Origin of the sequence: Myxococcus stipitatus DSM 14675 (assembly GCF_000331735.1) — a bacterium.
GTDB lineage: Bacteria > Myxococcota > Myxococcia > Myxococcales > Myxococcaceae > Myxococcus > Myxococcus stipitatus.
In genome coordinates this window covers 5,687,944-5,707,205 of sequence record NC_020126.1, presented here as the reverse complement: position 1 = coordinate 5,707,205, position 19,262 = coordinate 5,687,944, and the positions used below count along the sequence as shown (strand labels likewise).

11 protein-coding genes are annotated in these 19,262 nt (G+C 68.8%); 6 read left to right on the top strand and 5 right to left on the bottom strand.

Going from position 1 to position 19,262, the window contains the following annotated elements; all coding sequences use genetic code 11:
* Positions 1 to 200: 200 nt before the first annotated feature.
* Entirely contained in the window at positions 201 to 2,594 is a 2,394-nt protein-coding gene (locus MYSTI_RS40915; protein ID WP_015349965.1) for a cation:proton antiporter domain-containing protein, read from the top strand.
* A gap of 13 nt (positions 2,595 to 2,607) precedes the next feature.
* Here MYSTI_RS40915 and MYSTI_RS21830 read toward each other — a convergent pair whose 3' ends face one another.
* The gene (locus MYSTI_RS21830) at positions 2,608 to 3,666 is read right to left on the bottom strand and encodes a patatin-like phospholipase family protein (protein ID WP_015349964.1); all 1,059 of its coding nucleotides are present in this window, start codon (positions 3,664 to 3,666) and stop codon (positions 2,608 to 2,610) included.
* 105 nt (positions 3,667 to 3,771) lie between these two features.
* Between MYSTI_RS21830 and MYSTI_RS21825 the strand changes: the two genes are divergently transcribed.
* A complete protein-coding gene (locus MYSTI_RS21825) occupies positions 3,772 to 5,436 on the top strand; it encodes an amidase (RefSeq protein ID WP_015349963.1) in 1,665 nt (554 codons plus the stop codon).
* 18 nt (positions 5,437 to 5,454) lie between these two features.
* Here the strand turns inward: MYSTI_RS21825 and MYSTI_RS21820 are convergent, their stop codons facing one another.
* The 4 genes from MYSTI_RS21820 to MYSTI_RS21805 form a co-directional block, all read right to left on the bottom strand.
* A complete protein-coding gene (locus MYSTI_RS21820; RefSeq protein ID WP_015349962.1) occupies positions 5,455 to 5,826 on the bottom strand; it encodes a DUF1330 domain-containing protein in 372 nt (123 codons plus the stop codon).
* A 205-nt stretch (positions 5,827 to 6,031) separates the two neighbouring features.
* On the bottom strand, positions 6,032 to 6,907 hold the full coding sequence (locus MYSTI_RS21815; protein WP_015349961.1) for a zinc-dependent metalloprotease: 876 nt from the start codon (positions 6,905 to 6,907) through the stop codon (positions 6,032 to 6,034).
* Positions 6,892 to 8,331, bottom strand: a complete 1,440-nt coding sequence (locus tag MYSTI_RS43890; RefSeq protein ID WP_015349960.1) for a zinc metalloprotease — start codon at positions 8,329 to 8,331, stop codon at positions 6,892 to 6,894. The genes MYSTI_RS21815 and MYSTI_RS43890 overlap by 16 nt, the downstream gene beginning before the upstream one ends.
* A gap of 167 nt (positions 8,332 to 8,498) precedes the next feature.
* Positions 8,499 to 9,191, bottom strand: a complete 693-nt coding sequence (locus MYSTI_RS21805; RefSeq protein WP_015349959.1) for a 2OG-Fe(II) oxygenase — start codon at positions 9,189 to 9,191, stop codon at positions 8,499 to 8,501.
* A gap of 176 nt (positions 9,192 to 9,367) precedes the next feature.
* On the opposite strand from MYSTI_RS21805, the gene MYSTI_RS21800 reads away from it, so the two are divergent.
* The 4 genes from MYSTI_RS21800 (at position 9,368) to MYSTI_RS21785 (ending at position 19,254) form a co-directional block, all read left to right on the top strand.
* Positions 9,368 to 10,354, top strand: coding sequence for a methyltransferase (locus tag MYSTI_RS21800; protein ID WP_015349958.1), 987 nt, complete (start codon positions 9,368 to 9,370; stop codon positions 10,352 to 10,354).
* 106 nt (positions 10,355 to 10,460) lie between these two features.
* Positions 10,461 to 11,285: a hypothetical protein gene (locus MYSTI_RS21795; RefSeq protein ID WP_015349957.1), complete on the top strand. Its 825-nt coding sequence runs from the start codon at positions 10,461 to 10,463 to the stop codon at positions 11,283 to 11,285.
* A 132-nt stretch (positions 11,286 to 11,417) separates the two neighbouring features.
* Entirely contained in the window at positions 11,418 to 13,583 is a 2,166-nt protein-coding gene (locus tag MYSTI_RS21790; RefSeq protein ID WP_015349956.1) for a flotillin family protein, read from the top strand.
* 145 nt (positions 13,584 to 13,728) lie between these two features.
* Complete coding sequence (locus MYSTI_RS21785) at positions 13,729 to 19,254, top strand: DNA repair ATPase (protein WP_015349955.1); 5,526 nt, start codon at positions 13,729 to 13,731, stop codon at positions 19,252 to 19,254.
* The last annotated feature ends 8 nt before the right edge of the window (positions 19,255 to 19,262 follow it).

Genomic DNA, 19,262 nt, shown 5'->3' with positions numbered 1-19,262 from the left:
CGGCCGGTCTCCTCGCGTGAGGGGGCCGGCCGTTGTTCGTCGGGCGTTCGTTCTCGGGGTGACGTTCGCCTCTCATGTGCATGCGGACCCCGCGCCGTGACGGTGACTGGTGCACGAATGGCCTCGCAGGAGGCCAGGGGCTTGGCCCTGCTGGGGCAGTCTGGGCGCGCGGGGCTCGAATGGGGCCGCCGCCTTCGGTCATGTACCTATTCGCCTCCGCCGCGCCTCCGTTCCTGCAAGAGATTGTCGTGTTGATTGCCGCCGGCGCCTTGGTGGCCTACGTCGGCCATCGCTTCCGGTTGGTGCCCATTGTCGGCTTCCTGCTCGCGGGGGCGTTGATTGGTCCCAACTCGCTGGGACTGGTGAAGGACCAGGAGCTGGTGAACTCGGCCGCGGAGCTGGGCGTCATCCTCCTGCTGTTCAGCATCGGCCTCGAGTTCAGCCTGGAGAAGCTGACCCGACTGAAGAAGCTCTTGTTTGGCGGGGGAGGGCTTCAGGTGGGCCTCGCCTCCGTGGGCATGATGGGTCTGCTCATGTTGTTCGGCGTGGCCTGGCGCCCCGCGCTCTTCACCGGCTTCCTGGTGGCGCTGTCCTCCACCGCCATCGTTTTGAAGCTGCTGGGAGACCGGGGCGAGACGTCATCCGAAGTCGGCCAGGTGTCCCTGGGGCTGCTCATCTTCCAGGACCTCGCCGTGGTGATGATGGTGCTGTTGGTCCCCGTCCTCTCGGGCATCGGGGACACGCCGTGGCACTTCGTCGGAGCCTTCGGCAAGGCGCTGGGAATCATCGTCGCCGTGCTCGTCGTCGCGCGCCGGTTGATGCCGCGCCTGCTGGAGGTCGTGGCGCGCACCTGTTCACCGGAGCTGTTCCTGCTCACCGTCATCGCCGTGTGTTTCGGCACCGCGTACCTCACCAGCCTCGCGGGGGTGAGCGTCTCCCTGGGGGCCTTTCTCGCGGGCCTCGTGGTGAGCGAGAGCCGCTTCAGCGAGCACGCCTTCGGCGAAATCCTCCCGCTCCAGATTCTCTTCAGCGCGACGTTCTTCGTCTCCGTGGGAATGTTGCTGGACGCCGGATTCCTGGTGCAGCACCTGCCCGAGGTGCTGCTGGCCATCGTCGCGGTGCTCCTGGTCAAGGTCGTGACGACGGGCATCAGCGTGCTGGCGCTGGGCTATCGCGCACCGGTGGCGGTAGAAGCCTCGCTGCTGCTGGCCCAGGTGGGAGAGTTCTCGTTCGTGCTGGAGCGCAGCGGCCGGAAGCTGGGGCTGTTCCCCGCGGGCATTCCCGATGGCTCCCATGCCTTCATCGCGGCCACCGTGATGTTGATGGTGTTCACGCCGATGCTGTCTCGATCGGGCGTCTGGGCGGGAGGACAGCTCAAGCGGCGTCGCCAGCTCGCCGTCGCCCAGAGCGGGCCGACGACGGATGAAGCCGAGGCCCTCGCGTCCGAGTCCTTCGCTCGCTTCGAGAACCACGCCATCGTCGCGGGCTACGGAGAAGGCGCGCGGCGGTTGTCTCGGGTGCTGCGAGGCTCGGGGATCCCCTTCCTCGTCACCACCCTGAGTCCCCAGGGGGCGAACGAAGCAGAGGCCGAGGGCATGTCCGTGCTGCGAGGAGACTACGCCCGACAGCGCACCCTGCGCGTCGCGGGCGTCCAGCGCGCCAAGCTCCTCCTCGTCGTGGATGACGACGCGAGCAGGGCCCGGCACGTGGTCGCCGTGGCACGAATGGAGAACCCGACGCTGCGGCTCGTGGCGAGGGTTCGCATGGTCTCGGAGGTGGACCCGGTGCGCTCGGCCGGAGCGGACGTCGTGGTCTGCGAGGAGATGGAGGGCCTGGTCGCCGTGTTGACCTCGGTGCTCGAGGACTATCGCCAGTCGCCGAAGGACATCGAGGACAACGAGGACGCCGTGCGTCGCTCGGGCTATGCGGCGCTGAGGCAGCCGCTCGCGCTCGAGAAGCCGCTGCTCATCTGTGCGCTGGAGGAGGGCTGCCTGAGCTGGCGCAAGGTGACGATTCGCCCTGGGGCACCCGTGGTCGGCGAGTCCGTGGAGACGCTGAGCGCACGCGCGGGAGGCGCCCTCAAGCTCCTGGAGCTGCGCCGCGAGGGTGAGGTGCTCTCCCATGTGACGGAGCACACGCGCCTCGAAGCGGGAGATGAGCTCTCCCTCAAGGGCTCGGCCGAGGCGTTCGAGCGTGTCGCCGAGCTGTTCCGCGCACCTCCCCCAGAGGGGCTCGAGGCCGAGCGCCCCTCGACTTCCACTCCGCCTCGCACGGCGGCCGAGCTCATCGACACGGAGGCCACGTACGAGTTCCGACCTCGCGCGGGCACGGGGCCCTGTGGGCACCTCGACCAGCTTCGCCCGGTCCGTCCACGGACCCGAGGCTGTGAGGAGTGCCTCAAGCTCCATGACACCTGGGTCCACCTCCGCCTGTGTCTGACGTGCGGGAAGGTGGGGTGCTGCGACGACTCCAAGAACAAACACGCGACGGGCCACTTCCACGACACAGCCCATCCGCTCATCTGCTCGCTCGAGCCGGGCGAGCAGTGGGGCTGGTGCTACGAGGACAAGGTCCAGCTCGAGCGCGAGCCCTAGCGTCGCGGGGCTCTCAGAGCGGGCGCACGTGGTCGACGAGTCGGCCCGTGGCGAGGAGCTCCTGCAGCTCGTCCCCCATGCGCTCGCTCTCGATGACGACCTTGTTCCAGGCGCGGATGCGCTCGTTGTCGGTCATCGTCTCGAAGTCGGTGCGGTCCGGAATCTTCCCGCCCGGCAGCTTCGCGACCAGCGCGGCGGAAGGGGAGATGAGCAGGGCCCGGCGGAAGTTCTCGGGCCGCGCCCGTCGCCAGCGCAGCGGCTTGTCGAACCAGCCCGGCACCACATAGGGATAGAAGTGGGGATAGAGAACCAGGCCCTCTCCGGGGCCGAAGTTCATGTCCAGGTGGTAGTCGATGACACCGCCATCCCGGTACACCCCCGGGTGCGCGCCCGGGATGCGCACACCACTCAACACCAGCGGGATGGAGCCCGAGGCGATGAGCGCGGCCTTGAGGTTCTGCGCCGTCAGCGGCAGGTGGTCCGAGGGCAAGTCCCTCCAAGCGGCGAAGGGGCCGGTGTCGCCCGCCGTGTCGAAGATGACGCGGCGCAGGTGGAGGCTCAGGCTCCGACGGCTCAGCACGTTCCCCATCGCGCACAGCGTCAGGCCCAACATCTGGACGTGGCGATGCTCCGCCGCGAGGGGGCCTCGGCAGAGGGCGGTGATGATGTGCAGCCGCGCCCACGGATGGCGGATGATCTCCTCCACGCCCTCGTCGCCGAGGAGCGCGTCGAGGATGCGGTCGCTCATCTCGCTCACCACGGCGGGCGAGGGCTTCGGGGGATAGCGCTGGTCGATGTACGCGGCCTCGAACCGGCGCAGCGCCGACACGGGGTCCTTCTGCGCCAGGCAGGCCAGCCTCCAGCTCCCGATGGAGCTGCCAATCAGATGCAGGGGGCGGATCCGGTCCTTGAACAGGTCGCCGAACAAGGCGCGGTCCAGCCCCGCCAGCACCAGCCACTTGGGGCCTCCAGACGCCCCGGGTACGACATCCACGTCTTCGCCACGGAGGCCTCGCTCGCGGAGCAGCCGCAGCGCGTCAGGTCCCGCCAGCAGGGTCAGGTTCGCAGCCATCGTGGGGCGGCACCGTAACAGGCGTGTCGCGGAGTCGCGGGACTTCCCTCCGAACCGGCCGGCTTGCGACAGTCCGGGGGGCGCTGCTGTACTGCGCTGGACTCCATGAAAAAGCCCACGCCCCCGGGTCACCGCTCCCTCGACTTGAGCCGCCGCTCCTTCCTGGGCGGCACGGCCGCCGCCGCGGCGCTGGCCTCGCTCGATGCCTCCGCGAGCGCGGGTGGACAAGCCGCTCCGGCCAACACCTTCGAGCTGGCGGAGGTCACGCTCTCCGACCTCCAGACGGGAATGCGCGAGGGGCGGCTCACCGCGCACGGGATCGCGGAGCGCTATCTGGCGCGCATCTCGGCGGTGGACCGCACCGGGCCCATGCCGCTGGCGTCGGTCATCGAACTGAACCCGGACGCACTCGCCATCGCCCAGGCGCTGGACCTGGAGCGGCGGGAGAAGGGGGCTCGCGGTCCGCTGCACGGCATCCCCGTGCTCATCAAGGACAACATCGCCACCGCCGACAAGATGCAGACCACCGCGGGCTCACTCGCGCTGGTGGGCGCCGTGCCTTCGAAAGACGCCTTCATCGTCGAGCGTCTGCGCGCGGCGGGCGCGGTCATCCTGGGCAAGGCGAACCTGAGCGAGTGGGCCAACTTCCGCTCCACGCGCTCCTCGAGCGGCTGGAGTGGTCGCGGCGGTCAGTGCCGCAATCCCTACGCGCTGGACCGCACACCCTCGGGCTCCAGCTCGGGCTCGGGCGCGGCCACCGCGGCGAACCTCTGCGCCGTGTCCGTGGGCACGGAGACGGATGGCTCCATCGTCTCTCCTTCGGCGGCGTGCTCGCTCGTGGGGCTCAAGCCCACGGTGGGGCTGGTGAGCCGCTCGGGCATCATCCCCATCTCTCACAGCCAGGACACGGCGGGCCCCATGGCGCGCACGGTGGCGGATGCCGCGGCGCTGCTCACGGTGCTCGCGGGCGTGGATGCCTCCGACGCCGCGACGGCCGCGAGCCAGGGCCGCACGGGGCTGGACTACACGCGCTTCCTGGACGCGGAGGGCCTGAAGGGCGCGCGCATCGGTGTCCCGCGCGAGCGCTTCTTCGGCTACCACGCCGCCACGGACGCGCTGGTGGAACAGGCGCTGGACGTCATGCGCTCGAAGGGCGCCACCATCGTCGACCCGGCGCCCATCCCGAACCTGTCCAAGCTGGACGAGCCCGAGTTCGAGGTGATGCTGTACGAGTTCAAGGCCGGCATCGAGGCGTGGCTGGCGAGCGTGGGGGAGCGGACGAAGCTGCGCACGCTCGCGGACCTCATCCGCTTCAACGAGGAGAACCAGGACGCGGAGATGCCGTACTTCGGCCAGGAGGTGTTCCGTCAGGCCCAGGCCCGAGGCCCGCTCTCCGACGCGAAGTACCGCAAGGCCCTGGCCGCCTGCCGGAAGCTGTCTCGCTCACAGGGGCTGGACGCGGTGATGCGCAAGCACCAGCTCGACGCGCTCGTCGCGCCCACGCAGGCCCCGCCGGGACTCATCGACCTGGTCAATGGCGACCACTGGCTGGGCAGCAGCTCCACGCCCGCGGCGGTGTCTGGCCATGCCACGCTCACCGTGCCCGCGGGCTACGTGCGAGGACTTCCCGTGGGCGTGTCATTCATTGGCGGTGCCTGGAGCGAGCCGACATTGCTCAAGCTCGCCTATTCCTTCGAGCAGGCCACCCGGCACCGGCGGCCCCCCGGTTTCATTCCCACCGCGGACCTGCGACTCGTCGCGGGACGCTAGGTCCAGAGCGCGCGCGACTCAGGGCGAGGCCGCCCAGGGAATCGTCGCCTGCATCACCGCCTCGTGCAGCGCGGCCGTGCGCAGGTGGGTGAAGCGTTGGTACTCGGGGTCGCTCACCATCTCGAGGAACGCGGCCCGGCTGGGATAGCGCACCAGCATCACCGCGTCCCACGTCTGCCCCGGGTCCGCCACCAGCGCGGTGGAGCCATCTCCCGCGTAGAGGGGCTGCGCGCCAGCCTTGAGCATGAAGGGCATGACGGCCGTCGCGTACTCCGCGAACGAGGCGCGGCCTCCCTCCTTGAATCGCACCAGGTTCAACATCACCAGCGGCCCCCCCGGGTCTTCCTGGATGAATTTCTGAATGTCGGTGCCCTGCGGATCAACGGCCACGGTGCCTCCTGGAATCGATGCCCATTCCGCCCCCCATCGAGACGGTGAGTCATTGTCCCAGAGTCCCGTCACCCGGTGAACCTGGGCCTGTGGACATTGCGGTGGCCGCCACCGCTGGGGCCCCCGCCACCCACGGCCATCGAGCCGGAGGTGACGGAGGCGGTGATGCCCGGGCAGCCAGGCCCCGGGCATCCGTGACGCGGGCTCAGCGGTAGTAGGGCGACAGCGCCAGGTCGATGCGGGCGAGGAGGTCCTCGGCCAGCAGCTTCTGCGAGCCGGTCGCCGTGCCCGCCTGGGTCGCGACGGTGTCGCGGCCCTGGCGCAGCGCGGAGTAGGCACCCAGGCTCTGCATCGACTTCAGGATGTCCACCATGGTGCGGCGGGACTGGAAGCCGCGGATGCCGTCCACGTTGATGAGGATGCCGTGGATGTCGGCGACCGCCGCCGGGGTGATGGCGCTGGACTCCGCCGGGGTGGCGTTGAAGACGCCGCGGCTCGCCACGGGGTCCAGGTAGAGCCGCGACAGGACCCGGCGGGCCAGGTCATCCGCCGCGGGGCCGAAGCCCGGGCCCGCGTCCGGGGGCAGCGCCACGGGAGGACGCACGTAGGCCATGGCGATGTTGTACGCGAAGCGCCGGTCCGCCGACGTTCCAGAGCGCGCCCACTGCAGCGTGGCGTTGCCGTAGTGGTCGAACGCCGCCGCCAGCGCGGGGAACGGGAGGATTTCGTACAGCACCAGCTCCTTCACGAGCAGGAAGGTGGGGCCGTAGTCCTCGCCGAGCGGATCCGAGTACTGGTCATACCGGTTGCAGTACGGCTCCACGCGGGTGTGCTCGTCCGTGCAGAACAGGTCCGTGGGCTGCTCGGAGGACAGGTTGTACAGGTAGCGCACCGCCTGCACGTCGTACGACTGCGGCACGTCCACGTAGATGGCGTCCGCGTCCACGACGTACTCCATCACGGAGTTCGAGCGCGGCGTGTTGGGCGTGCCGTCATACACGAGCGAGCCCGCGAAGTTGTGGCGCAGGCCCAGCGTGTGGCCGACCTCGTGCAGGATGACGTGCGTCAGGTAGCGCTCCACCTTCTGGTGAGCGCCAGCTCCTGGGCCGCCGCCGCCGCGTCGGGCGCCTTCTTCTTCAGCTTCTCGTGCTTCGCGGACGCACCCTCGCGCAGGGAGGGCAGCGGCAGCTCGCACAGGTGTCCGGAGTCGAAGCCGCCCCACGACATCTTCGGCGTCTTGGCGCGGTTCTTCACCTTCGCCGCGACGCGGGCCTGGACATCGCTCTCGAAGTCGCCGTCGGCGAGCTCCAGCCACAGGGCGTTGATGTAGACGGAGGCGCCGCGAATCTCCGCGGTGTTGGGGTTGGTGCGCCAGTTGGCGAAGGCAAAGCCCGCGGAGGCGTCCGGGTCGAAGATGATGACGTTCCTGTCGTCATCCGCGAAGCCCTCGCTGGTGCCCACGCTGGCCTCGAACACCTTGAAGCCGAAGGCCTGGTTCCAGCTCTCCACGCCGCGCTTCACCGCGCCCACCACGTCGTACTGCTGGAAGCGGGGGTCGGCCTGCACGGACAGCACCGTGTCGGTGATGATCCACTTGATGGGCTTCATGCCCGGGCGGATGTTCCACTTGGCGGCGGTCTGCTCCACCACGCCCGTGTTGGGAATCAGCCGGGGCTCGCCGCGGAAGTAGTGCTCCTGGTCGGGGAGCGCGGTCGGCGTGTAGCCCTGACCTTCCTGGTAGCGGCGCAGGGCGATGCCCAGCGTGCCGGAGCTGCGAAGCTGGTTGTCCTCCAGGTAGTCGCTGGAGTCCGGGTCCGCCACGTCGGCGTAGCCCGTGAACACCTGCTCGAAGGTGACGCCGTCGGAGATCTTCCGGAAGCGCTGGGCGAACGCGAGCTCCGTCTCGAAGCGCACGCCGCTGGCGCCATACGCCTCACCCATGATGGCGAAGCGGTTGAGTCCCGCCGTCGGGTCCACCAGGATGTAGCTGTTGGAGCCCCTCAGCGCGTTGAAGGCGCCATAGTCGTTGACGATGGGCCACGCCTCGATGAGGACGTCCGGGTCGAAGATGTCGCTGGTCGTCTTGCGGTCATCCACGTCGAACACGAACAGCTTGCCGTTCTGCTCCTTGAAGCTCACCACCCGCGTTCCCAGCGAGCTGGCGGCGCCGTACATCACCGCTCCGGGGAAGAGCTGCTTGAGGAACGCGGACATGAACCAGCGCTGGTTCAGCTCGCTCTTGCGGATGGCCAGGTAGAAGCTCTCGCCGGAGTTCGACACCTGTCCGTCGAGCCTCTGGCGGATGACCGCTTGCTGCTCGCTGCTCACCTTGCGCGGGACGGCGACGAACGCGTCGTCCAGGTTCACCTGAAGCGATTCGGCGGGGGTTTCGGGTACGGGTTGGGGCTCGTTCGCATCGGTCGCGGGACCGCAACCGACACCGAGGGCCACGATGGTGGTGACGGCGCCGAACCAGCCGCGCCGCAGCGGGGAATTCCACCTCATTGCTGCCTCCAGTTTTCTCGAGAAACTGCATCACGGCCCCTCGGATCCGAGTTGCCGCAAAGAGTCATCGGTTCAAGATGCCTGGAAGTTGCTTCTCACACTGCTTTCTTGATTTGGTGTAATCTGGTAGCACTCGTAGTGGGGTTGAGGTTGGGTTTCCCCCGGTCCTACCCGCGCTGGGAGTCCAGGTAGGCCGCGAAGCCCGCCTTGGACTGGATGCGAAAGGTCGGCAATCGCGCGAGTGCCTCGGGAGGAAAGACATACTGCTCGCACACGAGGCTCGCGCGCTGGGCACCGTCCTCCGCGCTCAGGAAGGGGAGCACCTCATGTTGGAGGTGCCCCTGGAAGTGCACCAGCAGTCCGGGGCTGGGCCGCACGTCACCCACGCGCTGGTGATCCCGCGAGAGGCGCAGGGCCCCGCCGCGCGCGTCCTGGGGCACTTGAAGGTAGAGGACGCTGACATGGTGGGGCGTGGCGCCAGGGACTCCGCTGGGCCCCTGAAGCGTGGCGTCGATGTGGCGCCCCACGCTCATGCCCGGTTCGAGCAGCAGCAGGTTCAGATAGAAGGCATTGGGCACCCCGTCCGCGCGCGCGCCGCCCAGGAGCCGCTGCCACCAGGGCCGCAGCCCCCGCGCGCTGTCCGGGTCCAGGACGCGGGCGAGGTAGGCGCGCAGGAACGGGAAGCGCTCCTCGAGAGTGGCCCGGCCTTCCTGTGTGAAGATGAAAGCGAACCCTCGGCTGCCCTGAAATGTCCCCATCAGGGGACTGCGGGCCACGAAGCGTGAGCCGAGCAACGCGACGCGGAGCGTCTCGAGGTCGCCTGCGGGCAACGCCTGGCGGTGAGTGATATACGGAGGCACGGAAAATGACGGGAATACCAGAGAAACTGGTGGAAATTAGACTTCTAGGATGACTGCCAAGTTCCAGAATTGATACAACTCGTTCCTACCCTCAAGGTTCCCTCGCCATGAGCCATCAGCCTCGTCTCGTTGCTCCCGATGCAAGTACTCCCAGTGCTCCTCCAGCCGCACTGGTGATGAGCCAGATGGTCTACGGGTTCTGGGTCTCTCGCGCCCTGCATGTGATGGCGGAGCTGGGCATCGCCGACATCATCGGTGATGTGCCGAAGACGGTGGAAGAGCTTGCGAAGGCGACGGGGGCGCACGCTCCGGCCTTGCGGCGCCTCTTGCGTCTGTTGTCTGGGGTCGGGGTGCTCGTCAAGGATGAGCAGACGCAAGGCTTCGGGCTGACGGAGCTGGGCATGATGGTGCGCAAGGACAGCCCCGGCTCGGTGTACTGGCTGTTGATGTCCCAGGGGCATCATCTGTCCTGGAAGGCCTGGGGGGAGCTGAAGTTCTCGGTGCAGTCGGGCCAGCCGACGCTCGAGAAGATCATGGGGGACTCCTTCTTCGGCTACCTGTCCAAGCACCCGGAGGAGGGCGCGCTCTTCAACGAGAGCATGGCGGCGTACCAGAACCTCAACGCGCCCGCGGTGGTGGCGGCCTACGACTTCTCCAAGGCGAAGTCGGTGATGGACCTGGGCGGCGGGACGGGCACGCTGCTGGCGCACATCCTCCAGGCCCACTCCCAGACGAAGGGCGCGCTCTTCGAGTTGCCGCACGTCCATGACGGGGCCGTGGCGCGGATGGCGGAGCTGGGGCTGGGCGCGCGGACCAAGGTGGTGGCGGGGGACTTCTTCGAGCAGATTCCCTCTGGCCACGACATCTACATCCTGTCGCAGATCCTCCACGACTGGGACGACGAGCGCTGCGTGAAGCTGCTCTCCAACGTCCGCGCCGCGATGAGCCCGGACTCCAAGCTGCTCATCGTGGAGACGGTGCTCCCGGGCGACAACCAGCCGCACTTCGGGAACCTGTACGACGTGGCCATGATGGTGCTGGTGGGCGGTCGCGAGCGCACGGGCCCCGAGTACACCGCGCTGGTGGAGAAGGCGGGCTTGCGCGTGAATCGCGTGTCGCCGACCACCATGCCGCCGAGCGTGGTGGAGGTCGTCCCGGCCTGAGGGCGGGGTGACGTGGGCCCCGTCGAGGGCCCGCCCGGGGGCCGGCCAGGAAAACGCTGGCCTCGGTTTTCCAGGAAGAGATGGCTCGATTAGAGTGCCGGGCGAGATGACGCCCTTCCTCGACGCCATCCTCGCGTTCCCCACCGCCCTCTTCACCACCGCCATGGGCGTGGTGGTGACGTACTGGCTCTTCGTCATCGTGGGCGCGGTGGGGATCGACCTTCTTGATGGTGGCCACGTCGACTTCGAGTCGGGTGGCAAGGCGCTGGGCGCCGCGCTCGAGGGCGGTGGCAAGGCGCTCGCGGGCACGTTGGAGGGCGGGGCGAAGGCGGCGGGGGAGGCGCTCCACGGCGGCGGCAAGGCGATGGGCTCGCATGACCACGGGGCCGACGTCGAGGGCGGCATCCTCTCCACGCTCGGGTTCGCGGGCATCCCGCTGACGGTGTCGGTGAGCCTGGTCTCGTTCTTCGCCTGGTTCCTGTCGCTGATGACCACGCCCCTGGCCCACGGGGCGCTGGGGGCCGTGCTGCCGTCATGGCTCATCAGCGGCGTGCTGGGACTCTTGTGCTTCCTCGCGGGGCTGGTGATTTCAGGCTTCGCGGTGCGGCCGCTGCGGCCCGTGTTCGTGGCGCAGAAGGCGCCGGGGCGCGATTCCCTGATGGGCCGCGTGTGCACCATCTCCAGCGGCAGCGTCACGGACCGCAACGGCCATGCGACGTTCGAGGATGGCGGTGCGGGCTTCATCCTGAACGTGGTGTGCGCGAAGACGAATGGATTGAAGCGGGGAGATCCCGCGCTGGTGCTCGCGTACGACGCCCAGCGGGATGTCTATGAAGTGGAGCCGGTGGACTGGCTCCTCCCGGAAGAGATGGCGCAGCTCCGTGACCCCGAGCGGGCCGCGGCGCTGGCCCGTTCGCGAGCGCGGACATGATTTGAAATGAGTCAAGGCACGGGCCTGCTCGAGGGGGGCGGGCCGTGAGTGGATTCGACGCCAGGGGGCTTTCGCGGGGGATCCCTGGCGCCTGATACAAGGCCCGCCGTCAATACTTCACAGGAAAAGGCCATGGATCCCATCACCTTGGTAGTCGCCGTGGGCGGAGGCGTCATCCTCCTCACGGGCATCATCCTCACCATCGTCCGCCTCTACCGGCAGGTGGACCAGGGCAAGGTGCTCATCGTCAACACGCTGAAGAGCGAGCCCTTGGTCACCTTCTCCGGCGCGGTGGTCTTCCCCATCATCAACCGCGCCGAGGTGATGGACATCTCGCTGAAGACGGTGGAGATCGACCGCCGCGGCAAGGAGGGCCTCATCTGCCAGGACAACATCCGGGCGGACATCAAGGTCACCTTCTTCGTGCGCGTGAACAAGACGCGCGAGGACGTGCTCAAGGTCGCCCAGTCCATCGGCTGCGCGCGCGCCAGCGACCAGGAGACGCTGGAGAAGCTCTTCGAGGCCAAGTTCTCCGAGGCCCTCAAGACGGTGGGCAAGAACTTCGACTTCGTGGACCTCTACACGAAGCGCGCTGAAATCAAGGACAACGTCGTGGAGGTCATCGGCAAGGACCTCAACGGCTACATGCTGGAGGACTGCGCCATCGACTATCTGGAGCAGACCCCGGTGGAGATGCTGGACAAGGACAACATCCTGGACGCCGAGGGCATCCGGAAGATCACCAAGCTCACCACCGAGCAGAACGTCATCACCAACGAGCTCAAGCAGACCGAGCGCCAGGCGGTGACCAAGCGCAATGTCGAGGCAGACCAGAGCATCTTCGAGCTGGAGCGCCAGCGCGAGGAGGCGTCCGCGAAGCAGCGCCGCGCCATCGAGACGGTGCAGGCCGAGGAGTCCGCGGAGACCGAGCGCGTGAAGCAGGAGCAGCACTCCAAGGCGGAGCTGGCGCGCATCAAGGCGGAGCAGGAGATCCTCGTCCAGGAGCAGAACAAGTCGCGCGACATCGAGGTGGCCCAGAAGCACCGCGAGCGCGAGGTGAGCGTCGAGGCGGAGAACGTGGAGCGCGCCCGGGCGCTGGCGGCCATCAGCCGGGAGCGTGAGACGGAGCTGGAGCGCATCGCCAAGGAGCGCGCGCTGGAGGAGCAGAAGAAGGACATCGCGGACGTGGTGCGCGCGCGCATCGCCGTGGAGAAGACGGTGGCGCAGGAGGAGGAGCGCATCAAGGACCTGCGCGTGGAGTCGGACGCCCTGCGCCGCAAGCAGGCGCTCATCATCACCGCCGAGGGCCAGGCGCAGGAGAAGACCGTCAAGGACGTGAACGCCGCGAAGGCCAACAGCGAGATGGCGGTGTTCATCGCGAAGGAGAAGCTCACGCTGGCGGAGGCGGACCTGGAGGCCGCGGACAAGACGGCCAAGGCGAAGATGCGCCTGGCCGACGGTGTCCAGGCGGAGGCCGCGGCGGAGGGCCTGGCGGGCATCCGCGTGAAGGAGGCGGACGCGGCGGCCACGGAGAAGCTGGGCATGGCGCAGGTGCGCGTGAAGGAGGCGGAGGCCGGCGCCATCGAGAAGCAGGGCCACGCCCAGGCGCAGATCGTCCGTGAGCGGCTGCTGGCCGAGGCGGCGGGTGAGCAGGAGAAGGGCCTGGCCAAGGCGCGCGTGCTGGAGGCGGAGGCGGTCGCCATCCAGAAGCGCGGCGAGGCGGAGGCGGTCGCCACGAAGGAGAAGCAGCTCGCCGAGGCCGCGGCCATCCAGGAGAAGCTGCTCGCCGAGGCCCGGGGCCTGGCGGAGAAGGCCGCGTCCATGAAGCTGATGGACGGGGTGGGGCGCGAGCACGAGGAGTTCCGCCTGCGCCTCAACAAGGAGCGCGACGTGGAGCTGGAGACCATCCGCGTGCGCAAGGACGTGGCCCACGCCCAGGCGGAGGTGCTGGCCAAGGCGTTCGCCAACGCGAAGTTCAACATCGTCGGCGGCGACGGCCAGTTCTTCGAGCGCTTCGTCAAGGCGGTGTCCTTCGGCACCGCGGTGGACGGCGCGCTGGAGCACGGCGAGGCGCTGAAGACGGCGCTGGGCGGCTACCTCAACGGCGAGAAGGACTTCCCCGCGGACCTCAAGGAGATCCTCTCCAAGCCGGGCCTGAGCAACGACGCGCAGAACCTGGCCGTGGCCGCGCTGCTGCACCGCATGGCGCCGGGCTCCGCCACCGATGCGACGGTGGCGAACCTGAAGGCGCTGCTGGCCAAGGACGGCAAGGCGTCGTCCTCGGACACGCAGGGCTGAAGCGGGTGGTAGGGGGCCGCCACCGCGCATGAGTCGCGGTGGCGCGCATGACGTCACGACGACCCCGCCCTGGGCCTTCCAGGGTGGTGTCCCGCCTCGAGGGCGGGGCGAGGGCGGGGTCCCTGCGAGATTCCGGTGAACACTCATGGCAACTGACGGTGGCAAGGGCGCGGCGCCCGCGAAAGAGGCGGCGCTCGAGGGGGGCAGCTACGAGGTCATCCGGACGCGGCTGCTCGCGCAGGCGGACGTGCTGGGCTCGAAGGCAGCGGAGCTCAACACCCGGCGCAAGGCGTTCTTCGGTGGCACGGAGCTGGCCGTCACCGGCAACGAGCGCGTGCGCACGGAGAACAACTGCGTCGCGCGCGACATCGTCAGCGTCGGCAAGTACCTGCTGTTCGGCTACAACGTCTTCATCGGGCTGAAGAAGGAGACCTCCGTCGCGGACGTCTTCTCGCTGCACCGGTTCGAGAAGACGGCCGACGGGTTCGACCTGTCGGCGGTGCCGCACACGGAGGCGGGCGGCTTCCTGGCGGACCCGCGCTTCATCAAGGACTTCAGCGAGCTGTACCGCTACTACAAGGACGCGAAGCTCCAGCAGTTGCGGCGCAAGGACGCACGCCTGCTGGTCGTCTTCAAGACGGGCCAGTCCACGCGCGACATCAAGGTGTTCCGCTTCAACCTGGACACCGAGGGCCGCGCCACCTACCTGGACAACCAGGGCGAGAAGGACCACGTCTTCCCGCCGTCGCACGACTTCGAGTGGACGACGGCCACGCGTGAGAACTACGTGCTGGGCCAGCACCCGCACGTCAACGTGCTGGACCAGGTGTTCGTGGAGACGGTGAAGGGCGACCTCACCGTCAAGGTCGAGAACAACACGTCGTCCGGGCTGGGCATCTACAGCGAGCCGGTGGAGGACGCGAACCAGTCGCTGGATGACGCGCGCTTCGCGTGGGCCCAGGTGGGCGGGCTCATCCTCCTGCGCGTGCTGCCCTTCCGCGAGAAGGCGCAGCGCTACCTGGTGTTCAACTCGCGCACGCAGCACGTGGTGCGCATCGACGCCATCGGCCAGGCGTGCATCCGGCTCCCCGAGGACCAGGGCATCATCTTCCCGGGCGGCTACTACCTCCAGACGGGCGACTTCAAGGTCTTCGACGGCGAGGCCACCGGCGCGGGGATGGAGTTCAAGAAGGTCATCCGCTCACCGAATGGCGAGGACGTGCTCTACGTCTTCCACCAGCGCGAGGAGGGCCGCTACCTGCTCTTCCCCTACAACCTGGTGCGCAAGGAGGTGCAGAACCCGCTGGTGTGCAACGGCTACAGCCTCTTCGCGGATGGCGGGCTGGTGGTCTTCCGGGAGACGTCGCAGGACCCCACGCGTGTCCATCCCATGCAGGTGTGGCAGACGCCCTTCGTGTCGGACGAGCACGCGGCGGCGACCCCCGCGGCGCCGGGCTACCTGGGCAAGGTGGGCAACGCGGAGCTGGTGCGCGGCATCTCCGACGCGCTGACGCTCCAGCGCATCGCGAAGACGGACAAGCCCAACCGGCGCACCTACGAGGACCTGGTCGCCGCGGCCACGCGCGCGCTGGATGCGTACTACTGGCTGGGGCACGCGGAGACGTCGCTCCTGGAGCCCATCGAGCTGCTGCGCAAGACCTCCGAGCTCATCATCGACGAGTTCGAGAAGGTGCTGGCGCTCCAGAAGCGCGCCTCGGAGTCGCTGGCGGAGGCGGAGAAGGCGCAGGTGAAGCTGCTGGCGCGCGTGCGGCCGGAGCTGCTCACCACCGCCGAGGAGTTCATGCTGGTGCTGGCGGAATTGCGCCAGCAGCGCGGCCACCTCATCACGCTCAAGGACATCCGCTACATGGACCTGGGGCGCGTGGACGCCCTGGAGAAGGCCGTCGTCGAGGCGTCCGACAACACCAGCTCCGGCTGCGTGGAGTTCCTCCAGAAGGGCGAGGCGCTCCAGCCGCTGGCGGGCCGCCTGGATGAGCTGCTCGCGAAGCTGGAGCCGGTGCAGACCACGTCGGAGTTGGCGCCGCTGGGCGAGGACATCGAGAAGACGGCTCAGGGCCTCACCGTGCTGGGGGAGGTGGTGGGCGGACTCCAGGTGGGGGACCCGCTGGCCCGGGCTCGCATCCTGGAGGGCATCTCCGAGCTGTTCGGCCGGCTCAACCGCGTGCGCGCGAGCCTGTCGGCCAAGCGCAAGGAGCTGTCCGGGCGCGAGAAGCGCGCGGAGTTCGGCGCCCAGTTCAAGCTCCTGGGGCAGGCCATCGAGAATGCCCTGGCCCAGGCGGACGTCCCCGAGAAGTGCGACGAGGGACTGTCGCGCCTCACCGTGCAGTTGGAGGAGCTGGAGGGGCGCTTCGGCGAGTTCGACGAGTTCCTGGGGCAGATCACCCAGAAGCGCGAGGAGCTGCTGGAGGCGTTCGGCGCGCGCAAGCAGACGCTGGTGGACGAGCGTCAGCGGCGCGCCCAGAGCCTCTTCGGCGCCGCGGAGCGCATCCTCCAGGGGGTGCAGCGCCGCTCGAAGGCGTTCAAGTCGGATGACGAGCTCAACGCGTACTTCGCCACCGACGCGATGATCCTCAAGCTGCGGCAGCTCTCCGAGCAGCTCATGGGGCTCCATGACAGCGTGCGCTCGGACGAGGTGCAGTCGCGGCTCAAGTCGGCCAAGCAGGACGCGCTGCGCGCCTTGCGCGACAAGCAGGACCTGTTCGCGGACGGGGACTCGCTCATCAAGCTGGGCACCTTCCGCTTCAACGTCAACACGCAGCCACTGGACCTGACGCTGGTGCCGCGCGATGGCGCGCTCTTCCTCCAGCTCACGGGCTCCGACTACGCGCAGAAGCTCGAGGACCCGGCGCTGCTCGAGCACCAGGCCCTCTGGGACCAGCACCTCGTCTCCGAGACGCGCGAGGTGTACCGCGCCGAGTTCCTGGCCGCGTGCCTCCTCGCGGACGCCGAGGAGAACAAGAATGGGCTGACACTGTCCGCGCTTCATGCGGCGGTGATTGCCGGCACGCTGCTCGAGCGCGTGCGCACGTACGCGGCGGACCGCTTCGATGAAGGCTACGAGCGCGGCGTGCATGACGTGGACGCCACGGCCCTCGTGGAGAAGCTCCTGTCGCTGCACCAGGGCGCGGGGCTCCTGCGCTTCGCTCCCGGGCCTCGGGCCTGGGCCGCGCTCTACTGGGCCTTCGACGCGGACGAGTCCGCGCGAGGACTGCTGCACCGCCGCGCGCGAAGCTTCGCCCGGCTGCGGCAGACGTTCTCCGCGGGCGGCGGGCTGAACGAGCTGGGGATTGCCTTGGGGGAGGCCGTGAGCGCCTTCCTCCAGTCGCAGCGGCTGGCCCAGTCTCCGGCCGAAGCTCGGCTCGCCGGGCGCTATCTCGTGGAGGAGCTGGCCGTGGAGCGGCCCCGCTTCACCACGAGCGGCGAGGCGGTCGCCCTGCGCGATGCGTTCCTGGCGCAGCTCGAGCGGCAGGGGACTCGGACCGCGTTCGAGGACGACCTGCGCGGGCTGGAGAAGGACCTGGCCTCGCGGCTGGAGATGGCCCGGGCCTGGGTGGAGGCCTATCTGGCCCAGCGCGAGGGTGGCGCGGGCGAGGCAGGCTACTTCGTGCTGGAGACGGCGGTGCTGCTGCTCACCGAGCGCAAGCTGGACCGCGAGCCCGCGGGTGCGCTGACGGCGGCCGAGGTGACGGGTCTGCTGGGCAGCCACCCGCGCATCATCGACCGCAAGCTGGGGATTCGCCTGGATGAGTTCCTGGGCCGCTTGAACGAGTTCCGGCAGCTCCGCGTGCCGCGGTACCAGGCGTACCGCGCGCTGCAGCGGGACTTGCTGGAGCGCGAGCGCCGCAAGCTGCGCCTGGAGGAGCTGACGCCGAAGGTGCTGTCGTCCTTCGTGCGCAACCGCCTCATCGACGAGGTGTACCTGCCGCTCATCGGCGCGAACCTCGCCAAGCAGCTCGGCGCCGCGGGCGAGGGCAAGCGCACGGACCGCATGGGCATGCTGCTGCTCATGTCTCCGCCGGGCTACGGCAAGACGACGTTGATGGAGTACGTGGCGAGCCGCCTGGGCCTCACCTTCGTCAAGGTGAACGGGCCGGCGCTGGGCCACTCGGTGAAGTCGCTGGACCCGGCGGAGGCGCCCAACGCCACGTCGCGGCAGGAGGTGGAGCGCATCAACCTGTCCTTCGAGATGGGCAACAACGTGATGCTCTACCTCGACGACATCCAGCACACGGACCCGGAGCTGCTCCAGAAGTTCATCTCGCTCTGCGACGGTCAGCGCCGCATCGAGGGCGTGTGGAACGGCCGCACGCGCACCTATGACCTGCGCGGCAAGAAGTTCTGCGTGGTCATGGCCGGCAATCCCTACACGGAGACCGGTGAGCGCTTCCGCATCCCGGACATGCTCGCCAACCGCGCGGACACCTACAACCTGGGTGACATCCTGGACGGGAAGGAGCACCTGTTCGCGCTGAGCTACCTGGAGAACGCGCTCACGTCGAACGTGGTGACGGCGCCGCTGGCCACGCGCGACGCGGCGGACACGCATCGTCTCATCCGCATGGCGCAGGGCGAGGAGGTCCCCGCGGGCGAGCTGAAGCACGGCTACGCGGCGGCGGAGCTCCAGGAGATTGTCGCCATCTTCCAGCGGATGTTCCGGGTGCAGTCGGTGCTGCTGAAGGTGAACATGCAGTACATCGCGTCGGCGGCGCAGGATGAGCGCTTCCGCACCGAGCCCGCCTTCAAGCTCCAGGGCAGCTACCGCAACATGAGCAAGCTGACGGAGAAGCTGGTGGCGGCGATGACGGACGCGGAGCTGGAGCGCCTCATCGACGACCACTACCAGGGCGAATCCCAGACGCTCACCACCGCCGCGGAGCAGAACCTGCTCAAGCTGGCGGAGATGCGCGGCCGCCTCACGCCGGAGAAGGCGAAGCGGTGGGAGGAGATCAAGCAGGGCTTCGCGCGCGTCAAGCGCATGGGCGGCAAGGAAGACGACCCGGTGGCGCGGGTCACCGGTCAGCTCAGCGGCATCGAGGAGCAGCTCGGCGCGGTGCGGGACGCGGTGGTGCAGGCGGCCACGCAGGTCCAGCAGGGGACGGAGCGCGACGCGGCGGACCCCACGGCCGAGGCGCTGCCGTACCTGGAGGCCCTGCGCGACGCGGTGCTCGAAGTGGCCCGGGTGGGGCGCGAGGTGAAGGCCACGCCGCCCCCGCTGCCGCCGCCTCTTCCCGCGCCGACGCCTGGCGCCGCCGCCACGGACCTGACGCCGTACCTCAAGCACCTGGCCCAGCTCCTCAAGGCGCTGACGGAGCGGGTGAGCACGCCTGTGTCGGCGCCCGTCGCGCAGGCCCCCGCGCAGGACATGGGGCCGTACATGGAGCAGCTCTCGCGCGCCATGGCCTCGCTGGCGGACCGTCCGGTGAACGTGTCCGCGCAGGTCTCGGCGGAGTCGCTTCAGCGGAGCGCCATCGCGGGGATGTCGCCCGCGGAGCTGAGCCGGCAGATAGAGCTGGTGGAAGGGGTGCTGCTGCCGCTGGAGCGTGCCTCTCGCCGCGCGGTGCAAGGCGAAGGCGAGGGCATCAAGTCGCTCCAGGTCTGGCAGAACGTGACCGAGGCGCTGGAGCTCCTTCGCTCCATGCTGCGCCGGTAGCGCGGGCT